General features: G+C 68.4%; 8 protein-coding genes and 1 pseudogene. 7 read left to right on the top strand and 2 right to left on the bottom strand.

Annotated features, from left to right (window positions below):
* Positions 1-165: 165 nt before the first annotated feature.
* From AQJ46_RS20010 to AQJ46_RS19995, 4 genes are read left to right on the top strand one after another with little or no spacing between them, the layout of a single operon-like run.
* Complete coding sequence (locus AQJ46_RS20010) at positions 166-9,741, top strand: LamG-like jellyroll fold domain-containing protein (RefSeq protein WP_159064042.1); 9,576 nt, start codon at positions 166-168, stop codon at positions 9,739-9,741.
* Positions 9,738-10,286 (top strand): hypothetical protein, encoded by a 549-nt coding sequence (locus tag AQJ46_RS55485; protein WP_059206904.1) that lies wholly within the window; start codon positions 9,738-9,740, stop codon positions 10,284-10,286. Before AQJ46_RS20010 ends, AQJ46_RS55485 begins: the two co-directional genes overlap by 4 nt.
* Complete coding sequence (locus AQJ46_RS20000) at positions 10,273-10,806, top strand: SMI1/KNR4 family protein (RefSeq protein WP_225887365.1); 534 nt, start codon at positions 10,273-10,275, stop codon at positions 10,804-10,806. Before AQJ46_RS55485 ends, AQJ46_RS20000 begins: the two co-directional genes overlap by 14 nt.
* Before the next feature lie 29 nt (positions 10,807-10,835).
* The gene (locus tag AQJ46_RS19995; RefSeq protein WP_159064041.1) at positions 10,836-11,363 is read left to right on the top strand and encodes a hypothetical protein; all 528 of its coding nucleotides are present in this window, start codon (positions 10,836-10,838) and stop codon (positions 11,361-11,363) included.
* A gap of 791 nt (positions 11,364-12,154) precedes the next feature.
* On the opposite strand, the pseudogene AQJ46_RS52305 reads toward AQJ46_RS19995, so the two are convergent.
* Together AQJ46_RS52305 and AQJ46_RS19985 are read right to left on the bottom strand one after the other, a co-directional pair.
* A pseudogene (locus tag AQJ46_RS52305) lies at positions 12,155-12,346 on the bottom strand (CorA family divalent cation transporter); the annotation flags it as partial.
* A complete protein-coding gene (locus AQJ46_RS19985) occupies positions 12,346-12,780 on the bottom strand; it encodes a hypothetical protein (RefSeq protein WP_059206900.1) in 435 nt (144 codons plus the stop codon). The gene AQJ46_RS19985 and the pseudogene AQJ46_RS52305, both read right to left, overlap by 1 nt.
* A gap of 595 nt (positions 12,781-13,375) precedes the next feature.
* Here AQJ46_RS19985 and AQJ46_RS19980 point away from each other — a divergent pair.
* From AQJ46_RS19980 to AQJ46_RS19970, 3 genes are all read left to right on the top strand, one after another.
* Complete coding sequence (locus tag AQJ46_RS19980; protein ID WP_059206899.1) at positions 13,376-14,014, top strand: HAD family acid phosphatase; 639 nt, start codon at positions 13,376-13,378, stop codon at positions 14,012-14,014.
* Between the two features lie 542 nt (positions 14,015-14,556).
* Complete coding sequence (locus AQJ46_RS19975) at positions 14,557-15,303, top strand: helix-turn-helix transcriptional regulator (RefSeq protein ID WP_059206898.1); 747 nt, start codon at positions 14,557-14,559, stop codon at positions 15,301-15,303.
* 162 nt (positions 15,304-15,465) lie between these two features.
* Positions 15,466-16,419: an ATP-binding cassette domain-containing protein gene (locus AQJ46_RS19970; protein WP_059206897.1), complete on the top strand. Its 954-nt coding sequence runs from the start codon at positions 15,466-15,468 to the stop codon at positions 16,417-16,419.
* The last annotated feature ends 98 nt before the right edge of the window (positions 16,420-16,517 follow it).

Here is a 16,517-nt window from a genome sequence, read left to right as displayed (position 1 = left end):
AGGTCGAACCGAGGTGAACGGCGGATCGCAAGCTGTGCGTTTCCCCTTGTTCCGGTGTGTGTTCTCCCCGCACTCATTAAAGGATCTTGATCCCGTCTTCACGTGGCTCTTACAACTTGCAGCTGAAAGAACGCGTGATCGAAGAACGGGGGGGCGATGCGTCCGGTGGCGCGCTGGCGTGCGTGGATCGTCGTGATGTCGTTGCTGCTGGGCTTCTGGGCGCAGGAGGGCGGCGCCGCCTACGCGGCCACGAAGCCGTCCGTGTCGGTGGGCTCGGGGCTCGGCCACCTGTGGGAGTGGCTGGCGGGCAAGGACGGTTCGGGCCCGCGCTCGAAGACCGGCTCGGCCTCCGACGTCCGCGCGGCGCAGGCCGCCGAGGGGCACCCCGCCGGGCGGGCGCCGGGCAAGGGCAAGGGGCAACTCGCCGCCGACCGGGCGCCCAGCGGCACCGCGGCGAAGCGGACGCTGTCCGGCAAGGTGCCCGTCGGCTTCGACACGAGGACCAGCAAGCGGGTCGCCGCCAAGTCGGGGGCCAAGTTCGACTACTTCCAGAACGCCGACGGGTCCTTCACCCGCAAGATGTCCGAGAACCGGATGAACTACCAGGACAAGTCCGGCACTTGGCAGTCCATCGACACCGACGTGGCCAAGCGCTCCGACGGCCGCTGGCACGAGAGGTCCAACTCCCTCGGAGTGTCCTTCGCGCCCGCCACCGGCACGGTGGAGACCGGCGGATCCGTCGAACCGGCTGCCTTCACCTGGCAGACGGCAGCGGACGACACCCCGAGCCCCAGCCCGACCGTCACCTCCGGCACCTCCGCCCAGGGCGACCTGGCCACCCTGACCCTCTCCGACAGCGAGTCGGTGTCCTGGTCGCTGGCCGGCGCCGACGCGGTCACCGGCACCGCCTCGGGCTCCTCCGTCACGTACGACGGCGTACTCCCCGACACCGACCTCGTGCTCACCCCCACCGCCGACGGCGTCAAGGAGTCCCTCGTCCTGAACTCGGCGAACGCGCCGACCAGTTGGGCCTTCCCGATGACCCTGAAGGGGCTGAAGCTGACCACCGCCTCCGACGGCACGGTGGAACTCGTCGACGGCGACGGCGCGGTAATGGCCACTCTCCCGCAGCCCTTCGCCCGCGACTCCCACGTCGACCCCACGACCGGTGAGTCCCACGACAACTGGGCCATGACCTACAGCGTCACCGAGGTCGACGGCACCCCCGCCGTGAAGATGACGCTGGACCCCTCGTGGCTCGCCGGTTCCGACATCGCCTTCCCGGTCACCGTGGACCCGACGATGTCGGTGACCACCGCCGGGCAGACCCTCACGACGTACGTCTACTACCCGAACACCGCCGACTACTCCTCGGACACGATCCTGCGCGTCGGCACCCCGGACGGCGGCTCGTACATCGGCCAGGCGTTCATGAAGTTCCTAGGACTGCCGGACACCGACGGCTACCACATCACCGACGCCGACCTGCATCTGTTCAACGTGTGGGCGTACACGTGCAGTTCGTCCACCTCGTACAACGTCTTGCCGATCACCGAGCAGTGGTGGGTGACCGGCCAGAAGTCCTGGTCGGACCGGCCCGCCACGTCCTCCTCGATAGGCACCTGGTCGGGCACGGTCTCCGGCACGGTGTGCGGCAACACGTCCGTGTCCACGGGCACCGGCCAGTGGCAGACCACCGACCTGGACACCGACTGGTTCCAGAAGATCGCCCTCGGCCAGACCAGCAACTACGGCCTGTCGGTGTTCTCCTCGGGGACCAGCTCGAACCAGTGGAAGAAGTTCGACTCCTCCCAGGTCGACAGCCACGCGCCCTACATCACGGTGACGTACAGCAAGAACTCCGCCCCAGACATCGAACACACCTATCCCAAGGTGAACTTCACCTCCCCCTCGCTGCGTCCGCAGCTCCAGGTGAAGGCGGTCGACCCGGACTCCTGGCCCACCACCCCGCTCAAGTACGACTTCGCGGTCTACTCCTCCTCCGGTACGCAGATCGACACCTCCGGCTGGCAGACCTCCACCAAGTGGACAGTGCCGTCGGGTGACTTGGACTGGTCGAAGTCGTACTACTGGACGGTCTCCGCGAACGACGGCTGGTCCACCACGACCAGCGCCACCCAGTCCCTGTCCACCCTGGTGGCACAGCCCCTGATCGCCTCCCGGCTCGCGCAGAACGGCGGGCACGGCTACGACGAGGAGGCCGGGAACTTCACCACGGCCGCCACCGACGCCTCCGTCTCCACCGTCGGCCCGTCCCTGGATGTGACCCGCTCCTACAACTCCCTGGACACCAGCACCTCCGGGGCCTTCGGCGCGGGGTGGTCGGCGCTCGCGGACATGCGCGCGGTCATGGACGACGACGGTTCCAAGAGCGTGGTCGTCACCGACGACGGCGGCACGCAGCAGCGCTGGGGCTGGTCCTCCTCCGGATACACCCCGCCGATCGGCACGTACAGCACCTTCAAGGCACTGTCCGCCGGGTACTCGCTGACCGAGACGACCGGAACGACGTACACCTTCGGCACCTCGGGCGGCACGAACATCTGGCTGTTGTCGCAGATCAAGACGCACGCGGGCCTGACCGAGACGTTCACCTACGACTCCTCGCACCGGCTGAGCACCGTCAAGAACGACGTCTCCGGGCGCACCCTGTTCCTCACCTGGGCCAAGCCGTCGAGCGCCGCCCACTACCACGTGCAGACCGTCACCACGGACGCGGCCACCAGCGGCGACACCTCCACGGCGGCCCGGTGGACCTACGGCTACACCGGCGACCGGCTCACCTCGGTCTGCCCGCCGGCGGCCACGAGCCCGGCCACCGCGTCGGCCTCCTGCTACGCCTACACCTACGTCAACGGCTCCAACTACCCCTCCGCCGCCCTGGACGCCGACCCCAGCGGCTACTGGCGTCTGGGCGAGGACTCCGGCAGCACCACAGCCGCCTCCTCCGTACTGGCCAACGAGCAGACGGACGCGGGCAGTTACAAGAACGCCACGCTCGGCTCCACGGCCGGCCCGCTCACCGGGTCCTCGGCCACCGCCACGACCCTCGCCGGCACCGGCTACGTCAAGGTCCCGGCCGGGGTGCTGCACGCCAGCACCACCCGCGCGGTCTCCCTGTGGTTCAAGACGTCCAAGAAGGGCGTCCTGATCGGCGACCAGTCCAAGGCGGTCGGCGGCACGGCGGCCTCGGGCACCTGGACGCCGGTGCTGTACGTGGGTTCGGACGGCAAGCTGCGCGGCCACTGGTGGAGCGTGAGCGGTTCCGGCAGCTCCGACTTCGGCTCCACCGGCACTGTCACCGACAACACCTGGCACCACGCGGTGCTCAGCTCCGACGGCGCCACGCAGACCCTCTACCTGGACGGCGTCAAGCAGGACACCTTCTCCGGCACCCCCGACGACCAGGACAACGTCTACACCTACATCGGCGCCGGATTCGCCGCCTCCTGGATCGACTCCCCGGGCGACGTCAGCTACTTCACCGGTTCCCTCGCCGACGTCTCCTTCTACAGCCACCCGATCACCGCCTCGCAGGCCGGCGACCTCTACGCGAGCGGCACCGCGAGCGCGGCCCTGCTGACCAAGGCCGCGAGCCCGGCGGGACGTACCGTCGCGACGGTCTCGTACGACACCGCGGCCGACCGGCTGACCGACGTCACCGACGAGCACGGCGGCACCTGGCACCTCGGTACCCCGACGGTGGCCGGCTCCAGCGCCGTCTTCCGCGGCACCGTGCTCGGCGCCGACCCCGCCGGGTACTGGCAGCTCGGCGACGCCGACGACGACGGGTCCGCGACCTACGCGGCCGACGAGGTCAACGGCGGCGACGGCACGTACAACAACGTCACCCTCGGCGTCAGCGGTCCGTTCAGCGCGAAGGACAGCACCGCGAGCACCGCGGCCTCCTTCGACGGCACCGACTCCTATGTCGCCGTCCCGCCCGAGCTGTTGCACTCCGGCACCAAGCGTTCGGTGGGCATCTGGTTCAAGACCTCCACCTCCGGTGTGCTGATCGGCGACCAGTCGGTGGCGATCGACGGCGCCACAGCGGCCTCCGGCACCTGGACGCCGGTGCTGTACGTGGGTTCGGACGGCAAGCTCCACGGTCACTGGTGGAGCGTGAGCGGTTCCGGCAGCGCCGACTTCGGCTCCACGGGGACGGTCACCGACAACGCCTGGCACTACGCGGTGCTCAGCTGCGACAACGACAGCCAGGCGCTGTTCCTCGACGGCACCAAGCAGGACACCTTCTCCGGCACGCCGGCCGACCAGTCCAACGCGTACACCTACATCGGCGCGGGCTTCGCCAAGAGCTGGCTCGACTCCCCGGGCGAGGTCAGCCACTTCAAGGGATCGCTCGCGGAAGTTGCCTTCTACGACCACAATCTGACGTCCGCTCAGGTCGCGAGCCAGTGGAACGCCTACAAGCAGTCCACGGGCACTGTCGCCACGGAGTCCGTGGCGGTGACGGACCCGGGGCAGAAGACGCTGACCAGCACCTATGACCTGTCCAACGGCGGCCGGATGCTGACCGACACGGACGGCACGGGGGGCACCACCTCCTACGGCTACGACACCTCGGGCTTCCTCTACACGACGACCGACGGCAACGGGGACGTGACCACCACCGGCCACAACTCCCGTGGTGACGTGGTCTCCCGCACCACCTGCCAGGACCAGTCGTCCTCCAAGTGCTCGACGTCGTACTTCAGTTACTACCTGAACGCCGACTCCGACACGGACCCGCGCAACGACCAGATGCTCACCTCGTCCGGCGGACGGTCGTCGAGCTCGACGGACTCCACCTACCGGACCGTCAACACCTATGACACCAACGGCAATCTGCTGACCTCGACCACTCCGGCAGTCACCGGCCACAGCGCCGGGCTGGCGACGAAGAAGACCTACACGAACTCCAGTACGGCCGGTTATGTCTCCGGGACCGTCGCGCCGACGGGTCTGCTCGCGTCCACGACCACGCCGGGCGGCGCGGTGACGTCGTACCTCTACTACGCGAACGGCGATCTGGCGCAGGAGACTTCACCGCTCGGCCTGATCACCCGTTTCACCTACGACTCCCTCGGTCGGGCGCTCACGAAGACCGAGGTCTCCGACACCTACCCCGGGGGCCTGGTCACCCGCTACTCCTACGACGCCCTCGGCAGGACGCTCACCGAGCTGGATCCCGGCACCACGAACGCCGTGAACCAGTTGGTCGTCCACACCGCCCTGACGACCAACTCCTATGACGCGGACGGCAACACGCTGAGCACGGCCGTCTCCGACACCACCGGCGGGGACGCCACCCGGACGACATCGCGTACGTACGACGACTTCGGACAGCTGAAGACCGTCACCGACCCCGAGCAGTACAGGACCTCGTACACCTACGACGGTTACGGCAACAAGACGGGTGAGACCGATCCCGACGGCCAGGTGTACGCGTACACGTACGACGCCAACGGCAGCCCGCTGACCACCACGTTGACCAACTACACCGGCTCGGACGACACCGCCGACGCCCCGGCCGCCAAGCCGCTGGAGACGCGGACGTACGACGAGGGCGGGCGGCTGTACACGGTCACCGACGCGATCGGGGTGACCACCACCTACGCCTACTACGACAACGGCCTGGTCGAGCAGTCGACCCGCACCGGCTCCGCCGGCACCGCCTACGTCGACGAGCAGGACACCTACGACGACGCGGGCAACCTCACCGCCAGGACGACGGCCAACGGCACCCTCACCACGACGTACACGGTGGACGCCGCCGACCGCACCACCGTCACCACGGCCGACCCGGGCAGCCTGGCCCAGAGCACCGCGTACACCTTCGACCCGGACTCCCGCGTCCTGACGTCCGCGCAGACCGACGCGGCCGGGAACCCCGCCCAGAAGTGGACGTACACCTATGACGCGGCGGGTGACCCGCTGTCCGCCGCCCAGTACGTCGACAGCTCCCTCACCCTCACCACGAAGGCGACCTACGACGACCGCGGCCTGAGGGTCACCTCGACCGACGCGCAGAACCAGGTCACCTCCTACGCCAACGACGAGGCCGGCCGCCCCACCACGACCACCAGCCCCGCGATCACCGAGACCACACCCGGCACGGGCACCACCGCCGCCGTCTACCCGATGACCCACGACGGCTACGACACCTTCGGCGACCGCACCGAGGCCGAGGACCCCAAGGGCCGTATCACCGCCACCGCCTACGACCGCGACGGCCGCAGGACGGGCACCACCCTGCCGTCGTACAACGGCACTTCGCCCACCACCGCCTGGACCTACGACGCCGAGGGCGACGTCCTCAGCGAGACCGACGCCAAGGGCGAGACCGACTACGCCTACGACCAGCTGGGCGACCTGGTCAAGCAGACCGACCCGGCGATCACGGTCTCCGGCACCGCCACCCGCGGCACCGTCACCTCCTCCTACGACCTCGTGGGCAACCGCCTCACCGAGACCTCCCCGTACGGCGCCGTCACCCACCACACCTACGACGACCTCGGCCGTGCGAACAGCACCTGGGCGTACGTGTACACCTCGGCCGGCGCCCAGACGAAGCAGGAGACCGACAGCACGTACAACAGCGCCGGGCTGGTCGCGCAGACCGCCTCCGTCAGCGGGGTCACCGCGAAGTACACCTACGACGCCCTGGGCCGCACCCACACGGCCGCCGACACCACCGGCGACACCACCACGTACACCTACGACCTGCGCGGCGACCTCACCAAGACGCTCCTGCCGGACCAGACCGCGCAGACGGCCGGGTACGACGCGGCCGGCCGCAGGACCGCCACCGCGAACCTGGACTCCGCCGGCACCGCGCTGACGTCGACCTCGGCGACGTACACGGACAACGGTCTTCTGAAGACCGTCACCGACGCCCGTCACCACACGACGAGTTACGCGTACGACGCCCTCGGCGACCTCACCCGGCAGACCGAGCCGGTCGGCGACAGCGCCTCCATCACCACCCGGTACGGCTACGACGCCGCCGGACACCGGACCGCCTACACCGACGGCAACGGCGACACCACCTACTACACGTACAACGCGCTCGGCCTGCCCGCGAGCAAGGAGGTCCCGGCCGTCTCCGGCTACACCGCCGACGCCGACCGGACCACCGGCTACACCTACGACGAGCGCGGACGCCTCGTGACGCAGACCGACCCCGGCGGCGTCACGACGACCAACACCTACGACGCCCTCGACGACCTCACCTCGCAGAGCGCCACGGGAGCCGACGCCCCCACCGCCACCCGCACCTTCCAGTACTCCCTCACGGGGGACCTGGTGGCGTCGGCCGTCGGCGACACCTGGGAGTACTACGACACCAACTCCCTCGGAGACATCCTGAGCACCTCCGGCCAGGCCGGCAGCTCGTCCTTCACCTACAACGCCGACGAGTCCCCGCTCACCCGCACCGACGCCTCCGGCACCAGCACCTACACCTACGACAGCGACGGCCGGCTCAGCACCGACACGGACGCGGCGACCGGCACGACACTGACGTACGGCTACAACAGCCTGTCCCAGCCCAGGACGGTCACCTACGGCGGCTCGGGCGACGTGCGCACCTTCGGCTACGACGCCCTGCACCGCGAGAAGACCGACACACTCGCCACCGCCTCCGGCGCCACCGTCGCCTCGGTCGCCTACGACTGGGACGACAACAGCAACCTCACCGGCAAGACCACGACCGGAGTACAGGGCGCCTCCACCCATACGTACGCCTACGACTACGCGAACCGCCTCACCTCCTGGACCACCGGCTCCACGACCACCGGCTACACCTACGACGCCGACGGCAACCGGCTGACGGCGGGTTCGACGACGTACACCTACAACGCGCGCGACCAGCTGACCTCGGACGGGACGCACACCTACGCCTACACGGCCCGGGGCACGCTCGCGTCGAGGGACTCGACGGCGTACACCTTCGACGCCTACGGCCAGCAGGTCACCGCCGGATCCACGTCCTACACCTACGACGCGCTGGGCCGCGCCGTCACGGTCGGCTCGGCGCACCTCTCCTACTCGGGCACCGGCAACCTCCTCGCCTCCGACGACACCACGGCCTACAGCCGGGACCCCTCCGGCGCCCTCACCGGCGAGTCCTCGGCGAGCGGGGCCACCCTGGCCCTGACCGACCTGCACGACGACCTCATCGGCCAGTTCACCGCCACCGGCACCGCGCTGACCGGTTCCGCGAGCTACGACCCCTGGGGCACGACTCTCTCCACCACGCTCACCGGGACCGTCGGCTACCAGAGCGAGTTCACGGACGCGAGCACCGGCGACGTGAACATGCACGCCCGCTGGTACGCGCCGGGGACGGGGAGCTTCGACTCCGCGGACACGGTCGACAACTCGGCGGTGGGGCAGAGTGTCAACGCGAACGACTACGCGTACGCGAACGACGAGCCCCTGACCGGGACGGATCCGAGCGGGCACTGCCTGGAGGACCTCTGCATCGGCGAGGGCTACGGGGCCTATCTGCTGGGCTCGGCCCTGATCGGCACCTGCATCAAGTACTGCTCGGCGCTGTCCCAGAGCATCTCCGACGGCTTGAGTTCGCTGTCCTCCTGGGGTTCGTCCAGTTCCTCGTCCCACAGCCACGCCTCCTCGTCCACCGCGAGCCACTCCAGCGCCGCGACGAGCAGCTACGGCATGTGCGCCGAGGTCTGGTCGATGTCCTGTCAGCAGCACTACAACCGCACCCGCACCAGCAGTGGCAGCCGGTCCTCCGGGGGCGGTGGCGGTGGCGGAGGTGGGGGCGGCGGCAGCGGCTACTGCGGTTACTGCGGCGGAGGCGGCGGTACCGGTGTCAGCGCGGCCGAGGCCGCGGCCGCCGCCCGGGCAGCCGCAGCTGCGGCCGCCGCCGCGGAGGCCGCTCGCCGCGCGGCGATCCGCGCCCACGCCATCAAGATCACGGCGTCGATCGGCAAGGCGCATCTGAAGGTGCACTCGATCTCGTCCGCGGCACAACCACCCACGGTCCGTATCAACATCGACAATTCGGTCCGCAACGCGGTCTCGGCAGTCGCGGCAGGGCTCACGACCGCCGCCGTCTGCATGGTCACGGGCGCCTGCGCTCCCCGCGACGACGAGTCGTCGACGTGCGCGAGGAACGGTGCGGGGTGGGTCGACCCCGAGGACACCGACGCCTCGCACGGCAACCGGGCCCAAGGCGTCACGGCGTGCCTGACCCAGCGGTATCTGGAGGACCATCCGGGATCGGAAACGACCAAGGACGTTCGTCCGCCCGGCTACAAATGGGCCCAGCGGTACGCCCGGCACCTCGGTGCCGTGCCCAGGGTGTCGGTGAACAACTGCCACCTGCTGGGCAGCCAGCTCTCCGGTTCCGGAACAGACCTGAGGAACCTGTCCACCTGTGGCCGTGACGCCAACGCCTACCCGAAGCGGGGTGGCCTGGGAGCCATGGACAACATGGTTCAATTCGAGAACCAGGTCCAGGAGCAGGTGGAGGCAGGCGAGACCGTCCTGTACTCGGTGCACCCGACATACGTGGGCAATCGAGTCACGCCGGAGTCGTACGTGATGACGGCCACGGCGTGGGACAAAGAAGGAAACATGGTTGGAACCGCCACGCGCGATGTGCCCAACCTGATGAACACGCCACGGGGCTGGCGCAACCTCGGCACGGTGGTGGACCCCCGCACCGGCCGGGATGTCCCCACCTCATGACCGACGATCCCGATCGACCCGAGGACACCATGCACTGGGCTGTCGAAGAACTGGGCCGCGTCATGCGGCCGCCCGCCGGTGGCGGCGACACCGTCGACTGGGAGGCGTTGCGCGCCGAGACGGGCTGGGAACTGCCGGTCGACTACCGCGACTTCGTGGCGGTGTACGGGCTGGGCGCCATCGGCGACTCGATCGGCATTCTCACCCCCGCCTTCGGCGGCTACCCCTACGAGGACCATCTGCTCCACGGAACCGAGTGGCCGCCGGAGGACGGGACGCTGACCTGGGCGTCGAACGAAGCCGGTGACGACTTCCTGTGGACGTGCGTGGGGGAGCCCGATGAGTGGCGAGTGGTCTTCCGGCCCCGGAACCGCCGTGGGGAGCACCAGTACGACATGGGAATGGCGGAGTTTCTGCTCCGCCTGGTGCGGCGGGAGATCCGTCCTCCGCTCGGTGCCGAACTGGAGTTTCCGGCCACGTTCGTGTCATGGCGGGAAGAAGAAACGCGTCTGCTCGACGAGGACGGCGACCTTGAGGGTTTTTGACCGGGTGACAGCAGAGATTCGGGCCTTGTTGGGGCCGCACGAATTCAACTGGACGGACCCGGCGCCGTGGATCGAAGTGGAGCGGGAATTCGGCATCGAGTTCCCGGCGGACTTTCGTGAGGTCGTGGATGCCTACGGTTCGGTCGAAATCAACGGTCAGCTCTACTTGGAGCACCCCGCCGGTCACCTTCTGCACAACCTCGGAGAATCCATCAGGGGAGATCTCGAACTCTTCCGTGAGGAAGACATGGTGGAGTACCTGCCGAGTCCGGCAGGCGCGAACCCCGGTGAGCTGATGCCGGTGGCCTCGGCCAAGACGGGGGAGTGGGTTTTCCTGCGCGTTCCGGACACCCCCTCGTCGCCTTGGCGGGTCGTGGTGGTGGAGCTCGACAGCCCGGCCTGGACTCTGCACGAGATGACGTTCGGCGAGTGGTTGCTCGCCTACCTCAGGGGCGAGGACGTGACGGTGTGGTCCCGCAACCACGCGCCCGACCGCCCGTTCTTCGAATCCCTGAACTGAACTCGGCACTCGTGGAGCAGAGGAAACACGTGACCGCGACGACCGCACCTCATCTCTCCCGGACTCGGCTGTGGACCTTGCTCGGTGCTGCTGCCGCCGCTGTGGCGGGTGTGATCGGGGTTCTGGTGTGGCTGCTCGGCTCCGACCCCGCGGCTGCCCGCCCACCTCGGCCGGTCTCCCATGTCGACACCGCCACCCGGGCTTGTCTGTTGACGTCCACCGACTCGGATCCGGGCGTCGCGAGGACGTGGGCGGCGATGCGACAGTTGGCCGCGGGCGGTACGTCGAGCGTGGTCGTGCAGCGCTACCATCTCCCGGACGAAGCGGACGGCGCGACCTACGTCAACACCCTGGTGCAACTGCGCTGTTCGACGATCGTCTCCACCGGGGCCGGGGCGCGCGCAGCCGTGGCGACCACGCTCGCCGCCGGACATCCGCGGGGCGTCCGCTTCGCGGTCGTTGCCGATCGTCCGGTGGCGGGGGCGACGCGGGTGGACCCGGGTTCGGTGAGTGCGCAGGCCCTGGCCGGGCTGATCGGTCGGCGGGAGCGACCATGACGTGCGGCTTCCCGGAGGGGAACCGGCCCGGTCCCCTCCCACGGTGACCCGGCTGCGGCTGGTGCTCCCGCCTCCAGGCAGTGCGAGCAGACGTGGGTCCAATTCGTGCCCCTTTACCGCAGGGACTCACTGGCGCTCTCCGCGTATGGGCAGCTGGGACGACCCGAGCCGGCCGCCACGGCCGAATCCGCCGCCGAGCGTCTTGGAGATGGCCTACAGGTGTTGTCGCTCTTGGCGACCGCGGACTTCACTGATGCCCAAAGGGGGGCGGCCTTGTCCCTCGCCGAAAACATGCAGCACGCGGGATTCCAGCCGTGCCTGGTCGTTGTCCCTGGCGACAGGCAGCGGTTCCGACCAGTCCCGAAGTTCGCTCAGTCGGCGCCGCGGTACGCCGTCTGTGATGAGGATGCGCAGGGAGGCGGTCTGTCAGCCGAGCGCCGGCAGTTCCGCGAGGGGACCAGCGGCGCCGAGAAGTGCCTGATCCACCTCGCACTGATGTCACTGTCTGCGATACCTCCCGACGCTGTCCCGCTATGTGGAAGTAGCAAGGCGGGCGCCTACCGCGGCCCGGTGCGCTGCCGGTAGGCGCGGTGCAAGTCAGCCGATTCTCCCCAGATACTCCCCAGCGCCCGACGGGTATCAAAACCCCAGGCCAGAGAACTAGTAGGAGCAGGGAGAGGAGATCACCCGCATCACGTCTCCCCAGGGACTCCCCAGAGCCGGTTCTGGCCCGATCCGTGACCGGTGCGAGAGCAAAGGCCGCATAAGAACTGAGCTCGACAAGAGAGGGATCAGAGCCAATCCCGCCGCTTGAAGATGACGTACAAACTGGTACATACAATCCCCATCAGCCCGATGGTGAAGGGGTACCCGAACCTCCGGCTCAACTCCGGCATGTGCTCGAAGTTCATGCCGTAGACCGTCCCGACCAGCGTCGGAGCGAACAGAATCGCCGCTCACGACGAGATCTTCTTGAAGTTGTCTATCGGGTGGCGTTGACCTGCAGTGATGTCGCTGAAACCGTGGCTGACCTGGTCTGATCCATCTTTCTGGAACTTTCAGATTGCTGCGCGGCTACGCAGTCGATTCTCCCCAGGCTCTCCCCAACGCCGCCCGCACTCCCCGGATTCTCCAACAGATGCATGGCTAGGACCGAGCCGTCCTGGTGTTTCGATACGGGGCCGTTCCATTCCTCATCCCAGGTGTCCGCAGGCGACTTGGGGCGCAGAGCGTGGACATCGCTGCGGTACTGCTGCAGGCGGCCGCGGCTCAGGTGGGTGAAGAGGTCGGCGTGGGCTCCGGAGAATGCCTCCACGCGTGTTCTGTTGAGTCGGAAGACATGGTCGGTGCCAATGAACGGGATGCCGAGCAGTGTGCACGCGGCGTCCTGGACGCTGTCGGTGGCTGCATGGGCCATGCCGGCGGAGAAGCGTCGGCTTCCCTGGCGCGTGGTGAGGTACGGAGCGGTGGAGTTTCCGTCGCCGGCGAAGGCGGTGAGCCCTGCGGCGGAGGTGCGCGCGAGGACTTGCTGGAACCATCCGGGACGTTCAGGGGTGACGTGAACACCGGGTTCCAGGGGCGTCCCCTTGGCGTCGTCGGCCGGTGGGTGGATGCCTGGGGGCCATGCCTCGTCGCGGAGCCGTTCGTCCAGGCTCCCGAGAGGGAAGCTGTCCGTGCCGACCAGTCCCCGGCCCCCGGGCTTTACCTCGTTCGCGGATGCACTTCTTCCTGTATGTCTTGTCGCGCCCAGTCCGCCGGGTGATGCGGTTGGTGACGAGGGTGATGGGACTGGGGCGGGGAACACACTGTTCGGGTTCGCCGGCTGGCAGCTTCCTGCCAGTGATTCGGCCTGTGTGGCGCAAAGACGCATGAGTTCGCGAGTGCGGACGGCGTGGGGGGTTGCTTTCGGCACCGGTTGCGGTCACACCCGCCACCAGGGTCCTCCCGGCCTCTTAGGTTCGGCTGCGCGACGGCCGGCCGGCCGTCGCGCACCGGACACCAGGGAGTGACGAATGACCAGGATCGCGTCGAGGGGCAGAGCCGCGGCGACCGTTGTGGCGACGCTCGTTCTGGGGGCGGCGGGGGCGACGCAGGCACACGCGGCCCCGGCGGACCAGGACCGGTCGGCCGCGGTGCGGGCCCAGAGCGCCGCGGCGGCGGAGGTGGACTACGACACCTGGCAGAGCGATGTGCGCAAGGTGATCGACGAAGCCCGCCCCTACGTCCAGCAGCGGCTCGCCAACAGCGCGGGGCAGAGGCCGGCGATCGTCCTCGACATCGACAACACCTCGCTGGAGACGCACTTCCAGCTGTTCCCCCCGACCCCCGCGGTCAAGCCGACTCTGGAACTGGCCCAGTACGCCCACAGCAAGGGGGCGGCGATATTCTTCGTCACCGCGCGTCCCGACCTGATCGAGTTCGTCACCAAGGCGAACCTGCAGTCGGTCGGGTATCCGGTGGCGGGCCTGTACCAGCGGGGCCTCGGTGATCTCTTCGGCGACACCGCCGAGTTCAAGACGGCGAAGCGCGCCGAGATCGAGGGCCGGGGATACACGATCATCGCCAACATCGGGAACAACACGACGGATCTCGTGGGAGGCCACGCGGAGCGGACCTTCAAACTGCCCGACTACGACGGCGCCCTGGACTGAATCGGAAACCGCTGCCACCTCCGGTCCGGCCGTTGTGCGGCACGGGCCGGAGGTGCTCGCACTGATTGATCTTGATGGGGTCATGAGGAAAGGCCTCGTCATCGCAATGAGGTTTCCCGTAATTGTTTCAGACAGGGGTATTTGACGTTACGAACCTGTCCTGGGTACGGTCGGAACAACGGGAATGGCACAGGCAGTTGCGGACGGACTCGCGAGACGATGTCCAGTTTGTCACCTGTGTCTATTTAGCGGGGGTGAAGGTCGAAATGCGGAATGTCCGCTACGTAACAGGTGCGGCTCGCATACCTGTCCATGGGCTCTGTCCGGCTCCTCGCTAGGTTTCTCTCAGGCTGTTCGCATGAGTAGCACCCTGTGCCGGGGGCCTTTGGTGTGCAAGGGCGCTCGGGTTGACGGGGACTCCTATTGGTCAAGCTTCAGGGGGAGCTGTGCCCAGTACGTCAGTCAATTCCGAGATAGCCGCCGATTTCGCGACAGGGGCAGGCCGTTCTGAATCCAGGCCTTCCAGTGACGAAATCGAAGGCATGCTGCTGCAGGCCCGGAAACTCGTGGAAATCGCTGTCGACCGCCACCGGAACGTGGAGCGGCTGGTCGCCTCGCTGGAACCCGACGAGACCTCCGTGGGGGTCGCCGCGGAGGAGATGATCGCCTCCGCCCGGCATCATCTGGCCGTCGTCCTCTCCGGAGAGGGCGAGGACGAGACCCACCAGCTCGTCGACCAACTGGGCCGGGCCGTGACGCGCGGAGTGAACGTCAAGCTCCTCGGCCGGGTCGGTCTGCTGCGGGACCGCCGCTTCCTGGAACACCTGGACAAGTACGCCCCGGGCGTGGACACCCGCCTGGTCGGGGCGCCCTTGCAGGAAATGGTCCTCGCTGACAGCGTTGTCGGCGCGGTGTGGATCCGCAACGGCGTGGCCGTGCGGGAGGCGGTGGTCGTCCGGGCCCCGGCCGTGCTGCGCAATCTGCGCACCCTGTTCACCGTCTCCTGGTCGAGCAGCGCGGCGCTCTCCGACCACCGGCGCCTGAGCGAACGCTCCCGCAGCGCGCTTGGCCGGCGCATCCTCCAGGCCCTCAGTTCCGGCCGCACGGACGAGGCCGCGGCCCGCGAGCTCGGCGTGTCGGTGCGCACCTACAGACGCAACGTCGCCGAAATAACGCGTGAACTGGGAGCGAACTCCAGATTCCAGGCCGGAGCCCGTGCCGTCGAGCTCGGGCTGCTGTCCCCGTCGACCGATGTGCTGCCTTCCGGCACCGGCCAGCTGGCGGGGTAAGAACTGGTCAGCCTGACCTCGGCCCGACCTTTGACAAGGAAGAAAGCCTCAGGTCCCTGGCAGCTTGCTGTAGTTCTCCTTGTGGTGCTGACAGCGGGGATTGCAGGATCTTCCTGCCTCCACAAAAGGCGTCCCAGCCGCTATCTGCGAGGAACGGCATCGATGAGTGACGTGATGATCGAAGCGAGGGAGCTGGGCAGAACGTTCGGTGCCACCCGGGCACTCGACGACATCAGCTTCCGAATGGAAAAAGGGCGAGTGCTCTGTCTGCTCGGTCATAACGGAGCGGGTAAAAGTACGCTGGTGAGTATTCTCGCCACCGTGCTGCCCCCCACGAATGGGACGGCGCTGATCGCCGGATTCGACGTGGTCCGCAGAGCACGGGACGTCCGCCGCCACATCGGACTGACAGGCCAGTTCGCCGCGGTGGACCAGAGTCTCACCGGCCGTGCCAACCTCCAGCTCGTGGCGCGCCTGCTCGGCGCCGGCAAGAAGGAGGCGGCGGCGCGCGCCGAGCAGCTGCTGGACATGTTCGCGCTGACCGAGGCGGCCGACCGCGTGGCGGGCACGTACTCGGGAGGCATGCGCCGACGGCTCGACCTCGCCAGCAGCTTCGTGGGCCGGCCCCAGGTCCTCTTCCTGGACGAGCCCACGACGGGACTCGACCCGGTCAGCCGCAACGCTCTGTGGGACCTCGTCCGCACCATGGTGGGCGAGGGCACCACCGTGCTGCTGACCACCCAGTACCTGGAGGAGGCCGAGCAGCTGGCCGACCGGGTCATGGTGCTCTCCCGGGGCCGCTGTGTCGCGGACGGCTCGGTCGCCCAGCTCAAGGAACAACTGGGCGGCAGCACGGTCCGGGCCACCCTCGCCGACCCCGGAGCCACCGCGGCCGCGCTGACCGCCCTGCGCACGGCGGGACTCGACCCCAGCCCGGGCGAACCCATGGGGACGGTCACCGCCGCGGTCGAGGGATCCATCGGACTGGCCGCGGCCGTCCGGGCCTTCGACTCCGCGGGAGTGGAGATCACGGGCATCTCGCTGTCCGAACCCACGCTGGACGACGTCTATCTGGCCCTCGCGGAACAGCGGACCGGCGTTCCGGTCCCGTCCTGAGGCCGCCGCCCCCGAACACCCGAGCCGCCCCCATGAATCTGTGGACCATCCGCCGGTTGACCGACGCCTGCCCGGCCCCCGTCGTCGCGGCACGCGAA

The organism is Streptomyces canus (genome assembly GCF_001514145.1).
GTDB classification, from domain to species: domain Bacteria; phylum Actinomycetota; class Actinomycetes; order Streptomycetales; family Streptomycetaceae; genus Streptomyces; species Streptomyces canus.
This window is presented reverse-complemented; position numbering and strand designations above follow the sequence as displayed.

Coding starts and splice junctions, on each gene's coding strand:
- AQJ46_RS55485 (WP_059206904.1), top strand. CDS start 9,738: ATGACCGACGATCCCGATCGACCCGAGGACACCATGCACTGGGCTGTC.
- AQJ46_RS19985 (WP_059206900.1), bottom strand. CDS start 12,780: ATGGCCCATGCAGCCACCGACAGCGTCCAGGACGCCGCGTGCACACTG.
- AQJ46_RS19980 (WP_059206899.1), top strand. CDS start 13,376: ATGACCAGGATCGCGTCGAGGGGCAGAGCCGCGGCGACCGTTGTGGCG.
- AQJ46_RS19975 (WP_059206898.1), top strand. CDS start 14,557: ATGCTGCTGCAGGCCCGGAAACTCGTGGAAATCGCTGTCGACCGCCAC.
- AQJ46_RS19970 (WP_059206897.1), top strand. CDS start 15,466: ATGAGTGACGTGATGATCGAAGCGAGGGAGCTGGGCAGAACGTTCGGT.